Raw genomic sequence first — 13,380 nt, forward strand, 5'->3', positions numbered from 1 at the left:
GAACTGCTCTTGGCAGTTCTTTTTTTTATTCTTATTTTTCTTGTTCCTCTTGAAATATCTCTGCAATGATTTCATAAGAACGCATTCTTTCTTGATGGTCAAACATATCAGAATTAATCATGACTTCATCTGCTTGAGTCGCCTCAATAAAGGCTTCTAACTCTTTTTTCACCTTTTGTTTATCCCCGATCATCGTCGAACTTAATTGTTCGTCCACCATCGCCTTCTCATATGGACTCCATAGCCCATCCATACTTTCAACAGGGGCTTTGAGTTTTCCTGGTGTATTGCGAATGAGGCTCAAGAAGCGCTGATAATGAGACGTCGCCAAATATTCAGCCCGCTCTGTTTGATCAGCAGCAAAAACCGTCACACCAACCATCGCATAAGGTTCTTTTAACACATCTGAAGGTTGAAATGACTGTCTGTATAATTCTAAAGCAGGAATGGTATTTTTAGGGGAGAAATGTGCCGCAAAGGCAAATGGCAGTCCCAGTTCTCCTGCAAGCCTTGCACTAAAACCACTTGAACCAAGAAGCCAAATCGGGATATCCAATCCTTCTCCCGGAACGGCTCTTACATGTTTTTTGACCTGACCAGTCGGTTTGAAATATTGCCGAAGTTCTTCAAGCTGCTCAGGGAAATCCTCCCCATTATGAAGATTACGTCTAAGTGCCCTTGCCGTTAACTGATCTGTTCCTGGTGCCCTGCCAAGACCTAAATCAATTCTCCCTGGATACAAAGTCTCCAGTGTTCCAAATTGTTCTGCAATGACGAGTGAAGAATGGTTTGGAAGCATAATCCCCCCAGAACCAACCCGGATCTTTTCAGTCCCTCCAGCAATATATCCAATCAAGACGGATGTTGCTGAACTCGCAACCCCTTCCATATTATGATGCTCCGCAAGCCAATATCTATGGTAGCCCCACTTCTCAGCTTTTTTTGCTAAATCCATACTATGTTCAAATGACTCTTTGATTGTGCCACCTTCTGTTACAGAGGATAAATTTAACACGGAATATGCTGCACGTTGTAAAACTGATTGACTCATACATGATGCCCCATTTCTTTCAAAAATCATACTAGTTTCATTCTTTCAACACCATAACATAAAACGATTTAATTTTTAAATCATTTGATTCGATGATTTTCGAAATGATGAATTGAATGGGCTCACATTATGATTGGACAAGTGCAACGATCTGCTTTTTCTTCCATACCAGTCGATAATAGCCGTATTGGAGCAATAAGTTTACAAAAAAGGCTGCAGGATATCCTATCCAGATTCCTTTGATCCCAAGCGATGTATGGTGTGATAGCACATAAGCCACTGGTACTTCAACAAGCCAAATGGAACAAATACTAAAGATGGTCGGCCATAGAACTGTGCCACTTGCTCTCATTGTGGCTGCAACGATTTGTGCTGTTCCAAAAATGAGATAGCTCCATAGGGTAATCACGACCAAACTATATGCAATATCAATCGTTGCAGGATCTGTTAAAAAGATAGATAAAATTTGTGGTGCGAAAATATAGACGAAAATAATAATCAATCCGCCTATCGCAAAGTTTAGCCCCAGCCCAATTTTAATGACATCTTTCAAACGATTCATGTTTCCTGCGCCAATGAATTGTGCGGCGAAGATAGAAACCGCAATACCAAGGCTCACTGCGGGCATCTGTACATAACTTACAACTTGGTTGACAACGCCATAAGCTGCGGTCGCCTGTGATCCATAATCGTTGACAAAAGAAATGACAGCAATTTCTGATAAAGAAATGAGAATCATATTAATACTAGAAGGGATACTTAACTTTAATAGCGTTTTTAATAAATCCCCTTTCATCAATAAATGCTTTCTAACCGACGCATCAATGCGCAGCGGGTGCTTTGTTTTATAAAGATAGATATGAAGAATGATAAACGTAACGATTGTAGAAATCACAGAAGAATACGCAGCACCATATAAACCAAATGCCGGTAAACCAAGCCAGCCGAATAATAAAATTGGCAGCAATAAAATATTGGTTCCTGTACTAATCATTAAGAAATAAAATGGTGTTTTTGAATCTCCTGTTCCTCGTAAAAAAGTTGTATAGACAAAATAAAGAAATAAGATGGGCATGGAGATGAATAGGATTCTGGCATATGCCGCACTTTCCTCCACAATATTTGCAGGTGTCCCCATCAAATGTAAAATATCTGTGGCAAAAAAACCTCCAATGACAGCTAAAGAAAGTCCGATTAAAAAGGTGAACGAAAGCGTTGTACCGATAATTTCCTTTAACCTCTGCTCATTTTTTGCTCCGTATGCTTGTCCAATCAGGATCGAGCTCCCTGATCCAATCCCAATGGAAAAAGAAACAAGTAAAAAGAAAAGTGGAAAGAATGCCGAAATCGCAGCTACTGCATCCTCTCCAATCCATCTACCGACAAGCACAATGGAAACAAGCTGTCCAATTGATTGCAAAATATTGCTTAATAAAAGTGGAATTAGAAAGATCGACATGGTTTTTACTAAAGATTGATTATTATCTAACGTCATGATGGTTCTCCTTCTCTGTCTAAAGATCCTCAGCTAACATGCTGACAATGCGGTCTTCTATCTCTTTTCCTTTTTCGTCATCAACGAGATGATTCAATAAGATGGAAAAAGCAAGCGTTTTTCCACTCTGCGTTTCAATATATCCAGATAGTGTGCTGACCGTTGATAGCGTACCTGTTTTTGCACGCACTTTTTCTAGTGTAGCTGGTTCTTTCAATCTATTTCTTAATGTACCTCCCACCATACGCTCACTTGCCCCAGCTAACGGAAGTGCATGGACATAGGTGTTAAACCATTTTTCCTTTTGAATGTTTGTCAAAAATAACGTGAATTGATTTGCAGAAACAAGGTTAATCGGTGATATGCCTGATCCGTCTCTCAACACAGTCATGGATGGATCTATGCCAAAGGCAGGAAGACGTTCATTCAGCACGTCAAGCCCTTTGTCAAAACTCCCTTTGTTCTTTACCCGCTTCCCAAGTTCTTTTAACAGAATTTCTGCATGTGTATTGTTGCTTAATTTCATCATCGGAACAAGAAGATCGGATAAAGGCATTGATGAATGGGAAGCGATTTTTTTCGCTTTTTTAGGAACTTGTTTTGTTTTGAGTGGTCCTTTCAGCTGAATCCCCTCAGCCTTTAATGCTCGTTTCATTAAGTCTAAAGCATACGTTGTCGGTTCCCATAATGCGACCCATTGTTTAGACGAGGATGCTTTTAGCGGAATCGTTCCAGTCAGTGTAATTTTGTTTGTACCGTGAGAGCGTTTAAAAGATATTTTCTTCTTTCCGCCTTCTGGCACAGTTTGCACTTGATTGACAACTTGAGCGACGTCAGTCTTCGGGATCATCTCATAGCTGGCCTTCTGCCCTGCTTTCTTTCCCGGATTGACTTCGAGAATGATCGTCCCTGCATCATAATCCTCATTCGGTGAAGCAGTAAGAGCAGATATTTGAGCGCCGTAATATTGATCTTCATCACTCCACGGCAGATCGATGGAATACCTTGTATCATCAAACCAAGTATCATCAGCTAAAAGCTGTCCACGAATCGTATGTATTCCGGCCTTTTTGACTTGTTTGGCTAATGCGGCAAAATCGCTTTCTAACAATGTCGGGTCTCCAGTGCCTCGGAGATAAAGATTGCCGTGCAATGTTTTTTTGTGAATTGAACCATCTATCCAAACGTCTGTTGGAAAAGTGTGTGTTTCACCCAGTAGATCGAGTGCGATAGCAGATGTGAGTAATTTCATATTAGAAGCAGGAGTCAGACGGATGTCCGCTTGATGTTCATAAAGAAGAGAAGTGTCAGAAGTATCGCGTACGCTGATGCCAGCAATTGCGCCCTCTAAATCAGGTGCTGTTCGAATGAATTCGTCTAAAGAAGTGATCCATTTTGATTGATCATCATGAGCCGTTAGTTGTTCATCTTTCACTGAAAAAGGGAGAAATAACATCGACAAAATACATAGTTGTAAAAACATGACCTGTGAGAAACGTTTCACGCAATCCCTCCTTTTTAGAAAAGCAGCCAAATTTAGCAGATTATGTTCATTATACACAAAAGAACGTTTGTTCTCAAAGGTTTTTAAAACAGAAAAGTCAGCTTTCTTTGACGAAAACTGACAAGCCTCTTTTACCTTTTTTCAGGATTCCAGCCATCGTTTCCGCTAAGTACGGATTGAACGGTGATTTGACTTGCTTCGTTTTTTGTTAATATCGTTGACCACTTCACCCGGTTTGCCACATGACTCCCTGCGCCCGTTGATCCATATTCTTGATATCTAGCCGTTCTTTCGTTGTCTTTGTTCTCCCAGTTATGCCATCCCTCAGCTTTAATATGTTCATCCATTTTTGTTTGGAGGAACGTGACGGCCGAATGAGGTCTCCATGGACGGCCTAAGTACACAGATTGAGACGCAGCCGTTCCTTTATTTAATGTGGAATCAATAAAAACGTAGCCATACTTTTGAGCTTCTGTTGTGGATGCCGCTGTAATATACCCGTTTCCAAGACTTTTTATTTCAGCTCTTTTAAATACAGCCGTTGCTGAACCAAAGATGAAGTCAACCGTGCCCTCGATATAGCAATCTTCATAATATTGTCTCCCTGTGCCTGTGGCATAAAGTGTATCTTGATAACCGAGAACACGTACGTGTTTAAACACAGCCCGGTCCCCGGATACATAAAGGGCAACCGCCTGCCCTGCGTTTCGGCCAGCTGTATTTTGAAACGTGATATTTTCTGCGTAAAAATGATTTGCCCGAATCATTGTACTTGAGCTATTGGTTGTGCTCCCGCTGCTTGCATTTGTATCATCATACGTCAGAATCGTCTGATACTGATTTTCTCCAATAAAGGACACATACGGCTTATTTTGCGGAAGGAGAATCTTTTCTTTATACACACCATTTTTAATATATATCGTCGTTTGCTGTTGATTGTTCACTGGTATCGCATCAATGGCAGATTGAACCGTTCGAAATGTCCCATTTCCTTTTTGACCGACAATAAGCACGCGGTTTGTTTGATGGTTGTGTCCAGCTGCTTGCGCATAAGCTGAGTCAAAAAGCAGTAAGGCCAATACCATCATCAGCAGTCGTTTTCCATACTTCATCACACATCTCCCCCTTATATTGTGAACGTTTTCATTGACGTATTCTTTTTGATCCTATTCAGTTATAAAACAAAAAAACACAAAAAAACATCCACTGTGTTAGGTTGTGGATGTTTTTTCATATTTCATCGCATAAATTCCTTCATTTTCAATCCATTCACAAAATAGGACGTCTTTATAGGAGGATATGTGCTGCTTTTTCAATTGCTCTCGCAGCCACGCTTCATCAAATCCAGCTTCCTTTAAATCTTTTTTTAAAATCTCTCCGTCGATAATAAACGTTCTAGGCAATGTGACTTCTTTTCCTTTCACGTTCACATCTTCGGCTGTAGCTGGTGCATATTTCATTTTTGGAAGCACACTCACAGACCCATCCGTTTCCAAAATGGCAAATTCAATTTCATTAAGAGCAAAATGCCCTTTCGCTCGAATCAGCGTCTGCAACTGATTTAAATCGAGCATATTTTTCTTTAATCGATTGTAGTGAATCTTTCCTTTATCAATCACAAGAGTGGGTCTTCCCTCTAAAAAAGCGCGAATGGATTTGAATTTTTGTGAAAGCCATTCAACTGTGTAGATTAAAACGCCCCAGACTGCAACTGCAAAAAGGATATGTAGCACGCTGACTTCTGGATCAAAAATGGCGTTACCGACCATCTCCCCTAAAATCAATGCAGAAATAAAATCAAACGGCGTGATTTGTGCAAATTGTGTTTTCCCTAATAGCTTTGTAATGGAAAATAAAGCGAAAAATCCGATAAAGAGTTCAATCAAAATATTAAAAAATGGCACACATATACCTTCCTTTCTCACTGCATGTACTTACAGCATGTACAGGAAAGGAAGGTTCTAAACCATTTATGAAGGCAGTAAAATAAAGACGTCGTCTCCCTCAACCAATGCTTCATATGTTTTCACGCATCCATGATCCGGTTCTTGAACATTTCCTGATGAAAGATTGATTTTCCAATCATGCATTGGACAGAAGACATGATCTCCGCTCACCATTCCTTCAGCTAGTACACCGCCTTTATGAGGACAGCGATTTTCAATGGCTTTGAACTGCTTGTTAGAGGTTTGAAAAACAGCTAATTCAAGTGGACCGGCTGCGACTGTTTTCCCTAGCTGCAACGGGAAATCTGATATTGTACCAATATGAACTTTTACAATTGAAACTGTCATCTGGTCTCATCCCTTCAATTGATTTAGACGGAAGCAGTTGCCTTTTGAAATAATTGTCTTGTTTCTGTTTCGTTCTCTCGAATCTCTTGCCACGGTTCTTCATAAGTTGAAAGTGCGATGTCCATTCTTTCGATGAGTGCTGCACGTTTCTTGTCATCTAGCAGTACCGTTTGGATATGATTCAATCCAAGCCGTTCAACCCAAGCGGATGTTCTCTCTAAATAATTTGCGGTTTCTCTGTAATATTGAAGGTAGGCTGCGGCCATTTGTTCTACTTCTTCTGCTGTACTTACTTTCATTAATAAGTCTCCAGCTCGTAAATGTGTCCCTCCATTCCCGCCAGCATACAATTCAAATCCCCCATCGATACCTACGATGCCAAGATCTTTAATCCCAGATTCAGCACAGTTTCTTGGACAGGCTGATACGGCCATTTTGACTTTGTGCGGTGTGGCAAGTCCTTCAAATTTCTTTTCAAGTGCGATCCCAAGAGAAATGGAATCTTGCGTTCCGAATCTGCAAAATTGTTCTCCAACACAAGTTTTGACGGTTCTTAATGATTTTCCGTAAGCATAACCAGACGGCATATCTAAATCAGCCCATACTTTTGGTAAATCTTCTTTTTTGACACCTAAAAGGTCGATTCGCTGACCTCCAGTCATTTTCACAAGCGGTATCTCATATTTGTCAACGACATCCGCTATTTTTCTCAGGTCATTAGCATTAGTCACGCCCCCGTACATACGTGGAACGACCGAATAGGTACCATCGTTTTGGATGTTGGCATGCATTCGTTCATTCACAAATCGCGAGCTTTTTTCATCTTTGTAGTCAAGAGGATACATCATCCCTAAATAGTAATTCAGTGCAGGCCGGCACTTTGAACAGCCTTCTTCTGTTTCCCAGTCAAGTACATTCATCACTTCTTTGACATGCTGCAAACCTTTCTCTTTGATTTCATGAATCACTTCATCTCTTGATAAGGTGGTGCAGGCGCAGATGGTTTCTTTTTGCGCAGTGCGGTTTGCATCATCGCCTAAAGTGTGCCATAAAATCTCTTCCACAACAGATTGACAGCCTCCGCATGATCTAGAAGCACTTGTACATTGCTTGACCTCTTGTATAGTCGTTAGGCCTTCTTTTTGAATAGCTGCCACTATTTGACCTTTTGAGACACCATTACAGCCACAAACGATATGGTCGTTTGCCATTTGTTCAATCGTGTTTTCTTGCGCCAGCTCATTTGATGTTAAGACAGATACTTTTTCCATATCTGACATATCAACACCTTCTCTAATGTACGAGAATAAACGTGGTCCATCGCTTGTTTCTCCAAACATGACGGCGCCGACTAAGCGGTTTTGCTGGAAGACTAGTTTTTGATAAATACCTTGCTGTTCATCAAAAATTTTAATCGCTTTTTTCTCATCGTTTTCTATAAAATCTCCAGCTGAAAATACATCAACCCCTGATACTTTTAGCTGTGTCGATAGTACAGATCCTTCATAAGGCGCCGGAGACATGTCACATACATGCTGTGCGAGCACGTTTGCTTGATCGTATAATGGCGCGACAAGACCGTACGTTTGTCCTCTATGTTCAACACATTCTCCGACTGCGTAAATCCGCGGGACACTTGTTTCCATGAAATCATTGACGATAATCCCCCGGTTCACTTCAATGCCGCTCGTTTCGGCAAGCTTGTGATTCGGTTTAATTCCTGCTGCCATGACCACCATATCTGTCTCTAATGTAGAACCATCTGAAAATGTTAGCCCTTCTACCCTTGTATCTCCTAAAATCTCATTTGTCTGTTTTCCTAATAGAAAGCTCATGCCTTGTTTTTCTAAAGCTGCTTGCAGAAGCTGACCTGCCACCGGATCGAGCTGACGGTCCATTAAATGAGAGCCAAGGTGAATGACGGTCACTTCCATACCTAAGTTTAATAGACCACGCGCGGCTTCAAGTCCAAGGAGCCCGCCTCCAATGACGGCTGCTTTTTTGTACATCATAGATGCTTTGACCATTTCCTCTGTGTCTTGTAATGTACGAAAAGCTGTTACCCCTTTTTTATCGCTCCCTGGAATGGGCGGGATGAACGGGAGTGACCCTGTCGCTAAAATTAAACGGTCATAATGCACGGTCCGTCCTTGATCACTCATAACGGTTTGATTGTCTGGATCGATCTTCACAATGGTCTCATTTGTAAACAGCTGAATATGATGTTCCTTGTACCAATTCCAATCGTTTAACGTAATATCCTCTGTCTTTGTATCCCCTTGGAGAACTTTCGATAAAAGAATCCGATTATAGTTAGGATACGGCTCAGTTCCAAATACAGTCATGTCGAATCGTTCATTGTCCGTTTTTAAAATGTTTTCGAGCGTTCGGATACCAGCCATACCATTCCCTACTAATACGAGTTTTTCTTTCATGAAAAACACCCCTCATGTGATCGTTTTTTAGAAAGTACCATAATCTAAACAAAGATGGAAAATACATGTTAAAATTTCTCACATAGTTTTCAATTCTTGTAGGCTGACAGCTGTACAGGACAATATTTAAAACCTGGCATTTTACTGTGTGGATCTAACTGTTTACCAATTAATAGGTTAATTGATTGATGTTTATTCCAGTGAAACGGAACAAACACAGTATCTTTTCGGATGCTATCTGTTATGTGGCACCTCATGATGACACTACCTCGTTTTGACTGGATGGTGACGAGTTCCCCGTGCTGAATCCCGTAAGCTTTGGCTGTATCAGGATGAAGCTCTACATAAGCTTCAAACTGCCGGGCAACAAGAGAGGTGCTTTTTCTTGTTTGAACGCCCGTTTGGTAATGAGCCATCACCCTGCCGGTCGTTAAATAGAGTGGATATTCTGGACTGACTGGTTCTTTTGCACCCTGTTGTCCATGTGCAACGACTGCAAATTTTGCTAATTTATCAGGATGTGAGAATTGATGCTCAAATAGTCTTTCTGTTCCTCGGTCTTCCAAATGAGAGCAGGGCCATAATATGCCTTGCGTCTTCCTTAACCTGTCATAGGTCATACCGGAATAATCGGCTTTGGCTCCTTTCGTTGCTGTTCTCAATTCCTCAAAGATGTCTTCTGCAGATGAAAAAGAAAAAGAGCCGCCTTTGCCTAATACTGCTGCTATATCACAAATGATTTGCCAATCGTGCTTTCTTTGGTGTTTGAGTGGATAGGTTGCTTCTCTCAGCGTAACGCGTCCTTCAATGTTCGTCATGGTCCCTTCGTCCTCTAAATATGACGAAGCTGGTAAAATAACATCTGCGAGTGCAGCCGTCTCAGAGATAAATAAATCAATTGCGACAAAAAAGGACAGCTGCTCGATGGCTTTTTTGATAAAGCTTGCATGCGGACCTGATTGAACGGGATTAGAACACATTAAAAAGAGCGCTTTTATCTCTCCTTTCTGCATTTTTTCAAACATTTCAAAAGCAGATACACCTTTTCCAGGCAGTTCTTTTTCATCGATCTTCCATATTTCAGCCATTTCTTTTCTATGTACTGGGTTTGTGATATCACGGTAACCAGGAAGCTGATCTGCTTTTTGTCCATGCTCTCTTGCACCCTGTCCATTTCCTTGCCCAGTAATCGCACCATAGCCACACCCAATCCGGCCAATTTTCCCAGTAACAAGCAGAATATTCAGGAAATTACGAACGGATGCTGTCCCGTCTATTTGCTGCTCAATGCCTCTTGCAGTCAGAATCATGCCTGTTTTTTCGCGTGCGAATTTTCTCGCTATTTTTTGAATGACTTTCATCGATACACCGGTTTGCTGCGTAATGTCTGGCAGGGACATGTGTGAAATCTGCTGTTTCATTTCTTGAAAACCTGATGTTCGTTTTTTAATAAATTCTTCGTCTAGTAACTGTTCATGAAGCATGACGTGTAAGATTCCATTTGCGAGTGCAGCATCTGACCCAGGCCTTAAGCTGACATGTAAGTCTGCTAGTTTGGCTGTTGCTGTTTTTCGCGGATCGATCACGATGAGAAATGCCCCGTTCTTTTTAGCTTCTTCCAAGTACGGCATGAGGGTCGGCTGACATTCCGCTATATTGGTTCCAACCAATAGTAAAACCCGGGCATGCTTGATGTCACGAAGCGGAAAGGTTAGACCCCGATCAAGTCCAAATGTTTGGTTAGCTGCTGTTGCTGCTGAAGACATACACAGTCTTCCATTGTAATCAATGTATTTCGTTTTAAGGGCGACCCTTGCAAATTTTCCGAGTAAATAAGCTTCTTCATTTGTAATCGATGCACTACCATACACACTGATAGCATCGTGCCCATGTTCCGTCTGAAGGGTTTGAGTGCGTGCTTTGATTTCGTCAAGTGCCTCTTGCCAAGTCACTTTGACAAATTGACCGTTTCTTTTGATGAGGGGGTGATTCAATCGTTCCTTGTGCAGTGCGTGCTGGTGGGCATGCTGCCCTTTCATACAGATCCTGCCGAACGTGGTTGGATTATGAATACCTATCGTCTGGTAGCGTGTTCGCCCTTCTGCGTGCTGCTCGACTAATTGCATTTTGCACTGCATACTGCAAAACGGACATTGAGATGGGAACACCCTTTTTCGCTCTTGCTGCTCTGATGTTTGCTGCACATATTGTAAAAAAGATTGATTCATACATTCACACCCTTTTGTCTACTTTGCTCAAATTGCTCGCAGAGCTCTTCTCTCATTTCCTCATCGAGCAATTTTTCTCGGATGGAAATGCTGCCGTTTTTTTGGATCCAGTCTCCAATAGATTCTTGAAAATATGCACGTTTTCTATAGTCTTCAAGCAGTGCTTTTAAAAAAGGAATCAGCTCATCCGTTCGGCTCACAGAATAAAAAAGCTGACCTGCCTTAGGTTGACGTATGCTGCCTCCTATATAAATGTCCCATTCATCCAGCTGCTTCTTGATGCAGATGTCATAGATGGGGCTGAAATGACATACGCAGGAAGGACCAGCGATATGAATCGATGTGACTGCAGGTAAAAGCGTGTTTTCTAGTTGTCTTTCGATCTCCATGACAAGTGTTGTGACAGATGGATCGTGACGACAATCACATGAAAGAACATGAGAAAGTCTCTTGCTTTCTTGTGGCATGATGTGTCCATGTTCTTTTACAATATGGGCGGCCTCTTGTGAAATACCGATCAGCCGAATTCGTTTATTCTCCGTTAGTTCTACGTGCTGAATTTGCTTTTGCTCTAATAATCCGGTTATCATCTGTAAAAATGTCAGATCAAGACGGCCACCATATAACTGAGGCATTAGTATGTGCTCATGATCTGATGGGCTGTCTTTTACGAAAAGATCTTGAAACTGCTCAAGATAGTATGGAATGGCTGCTCGGCACTTTTCACAGCCGTTATCTGTCATCCAATTAAATTGTCTTCTTACTTGCTCTTCATTCAGCGGATGCTGATTTTTTATATACGAAAAAATGGTCTGTTTCTCTACATTTGTGCACGAGCAAAACGTGTCCAGTGCTTCCGTTAGCTGATTTGATGAGACATGGCAGCAGGCACGAACAAGCTCTTGACAGCCTCCGCAGCCCGTTGCGGCCCCTGTCTGTTTTTTTATCTCTTCTAAATTTGTCAGCTGATGGACCGATATGCTTTTGAATATCGCTCCCTTCGTCACCGTATGGCATTGGCAGATGAGATCCTCTGTTTTTAATGAATCTAAAGGGGATATCTGCTCTTCATTCAGTGATTTCATGACTACGCTTTTATCACGCCCCACTTTTACATCCTGCAAAAGCTGCTCAGCTCTCTCAAGTTGACCAACTAATACAACGCCTGTGAGCACATCATGTTCAAACACTAGTTTTTTATATACTTCTTGTTCTTCATCTAAGTAAGTCACCACTGAAGCGGAGGGGGATCGGTTTACAATACTGCCAGCAGAATAAATAGATATGTTATTTGCTTTCAATTTTGTTGAATAAATGGCAGGAGGTAAATTCGTGACCAGTTCATCTAATAAATGATTCGCAAGCACGTTTGCTTGTTCATAAATAGGCTGCACAAGACCGTGCACCATCCCCTTATGCTCTGCACATTCTCCAATAGCATAAATATTCTCAACGTTTGTCTGCATGACATCATTTACAACAATGGCTTTTCTTGTATGAATGCCGTGCTGTTTTGCAAGCTCTATATTCGGACGGACCCCCGTTGTGAAAACCACGAGATCAGCATCCACGATATCTCCACTTTTTAACAGAACGCCTTCTACTCTCTCGTTTCCTAAACATGCAATCGTATGAGCATTTGTTTTTACCTGAATCCCCTTGCGACTTAATTGTTGAGACAAAAGCCCTGCAGCTGTTTCATCTAATTGGCGTTGCATAAGCCAATCCGTGTGATGAATCAAGGTTGTCTTCAGTCCAGCGATCTGTAAACCAGCGGCCACTTCCACACCAAGTACACCACCTCCAATGACTGCTGCACGCTCATAGCGTAAAGAATCAGCGTAAATGGCCTCATAATCGTCAATCGTACGAAAAGCATAGACCCCTTTTTTGGATACGCCTTGTATAGGCAGAAAATGAGGCGATGAGCCTGTGGCGATAACCAGTTTGTCATACGGGATATTCCGGCGTGCTTCTGTCATGAGCAATTGCCGGCTTGTATCGATGTGCACAACCGTTTCGCCTGTTTGGATGGTGATGTCATGTTTGGTGTACCATTCTTTTGGCTTTAGTTCAATTTGAGACAACGATTCACTTTTTTGTAAAACTGACGAAAGTTTTATTCGGTTGTAGGCCGGGTGCTTCTCTTTTCCAATGATCGTGATGGAATAGCGTTCTGGCTGTTTCTTTACGATATGTTCGATACATTTCATACTCGCCATGCCGTTTCCGATAAACACGAGTTTACGTTTTGCCATGTGAGATCAACCTTTCTAGCTTTTTGCGCCAAAGCAATGTTTGCCTAGATTATGGCACACATTTGTAAAAAAGTGTTTATCCATGTCATTTTTTCTAACACAATACTTCCATTCC

General features: G+C 41.5%; 9 protein-coding genes. All 9 read right to left on the minus strand.

What is annotated here, in order from left to right; translation table 11 throughout:
- Positions 1-31 precede the first annotated feature (31 nt).
- Positions 32-1,051 carry an LLM class flavin-dependent oxidoreductase gene (locus tag NSQ64_RS10640; protein ID WP_008346608.1) on the minus strand — a complete coding sequence of 340 codons (1,020 nt, stop codon included), beginning with the start codon at positions 1,049-1,051 and terminating at the stop codon, positions 32-34.
- 127 nt (positions 1,052-1,178) lie between these two features.
- Positions 1,179-2,546, minus strand: coding sequence for an MATE family efflux transporter (locus tag NSQ64_RS10645; RefSeq protein WP_035703202.1), 1,368 nt, complete (start codon positions 2,544-2,546; stop codon positions 1,179-1,181).
- A gap of 19 nt (positions 2,547-2,565) precedes the next feature.
- Entirely contained in the window at positions 2,566-4,050 is a 1,485-nt protein-coding gene (gene dacB / locus NSQ64_RS10650) for a D-alanyl-D-alanine carboxypeptidase/D-alanyl-D-alanine endopeptidase (protein ID WP_341016411.1), read from the minus strand.
- A gap of 131 nt (positions 4,051-4,181) precedes the next feature.
- Entirely contained in the window at positions 4,182-5,162 is a 981-nt protein-coding gene (locus NSQ64_RS10655) for a pectinesterase family protein (RefSeq protein ID WP_341016413.1), read from the minus strand.
- A gap of 99 nt (positions 5,163-5,261) precedes the next feature.
- Positions 5,262-5,954 (minus strand): DUF421 domain-containing protein, encoded by a 693-nt coding sequence (locus NSQ64_RS10660; protein WP_008346595.1) that lies wholly within the window; start codon positions 5,952-5,954, stop codon positions 5,262-5,264.
- A 66-nt stretch (positions 5,955-6,020) separates the two neighbouring features.
- Complete coding sequence (gene nirD, locus NSQ64_RS10665; protein WP_008346593.1) at positions 6,021-6,344, minus strand: nitrite reductase small subunit NirD; 324 nt, start codon at positions 6,342-6,344, stop codon at positions 6,021-6,023.
- 23 nt (positions 6,345-6,367) lie between these two features.
- Positions 6,368-8,779 carry a nitrite reductase large subunit NirB gene (gene nirB, locus NSQ64_RS10670; RefSeq protein ID WP_341016415.1) on the minus strand — a complete coding sequence of 804 codons (2,412 nt, stop codon included), beginning with the start codon at positions 8,777-8,779 and terminating at the stop codon, positions 6,368-6,370.
- Positions 8,780-8,868: 89 nt separating this feature from the next.
- Complete coding sequence (gene nasC / locus NSQ64_RS10675; protein WP_341016417.1) at positions 8,869-11,007, minus strand: assimilatory nitrate reductase catalytic subunit NasC; 2,139 nt, start codon at positions 11,005-11,007, stop codon at positions 8,869-8,871.
- Entirely contained in the window at positions 11,004-13,265 is a 2,262-nt protein-coding gene (gene nirB / locus NSQ64_RS10680; RefSeq protein ID WP_341016419.1) for a nitrite reductase large subunit NirB, read from the minus strand. Before nirB (NSQ64_RS10680) ends, nasC begins: the two co-directional genes overlap by 4 nt.
- Between the last annotated feature and the right edge of the window lie 115 nt (positions 13,266-13,380).

Origin of the sequence: Bacillus sp. FSL W8-0183 (assembly GCF_038006825.1) — a bacterium.
GTDB lineage: Bacteria > Bacillota > Bacilli > Bacillales > Bacillaceae > Bacillus > Bacillus altitudinis.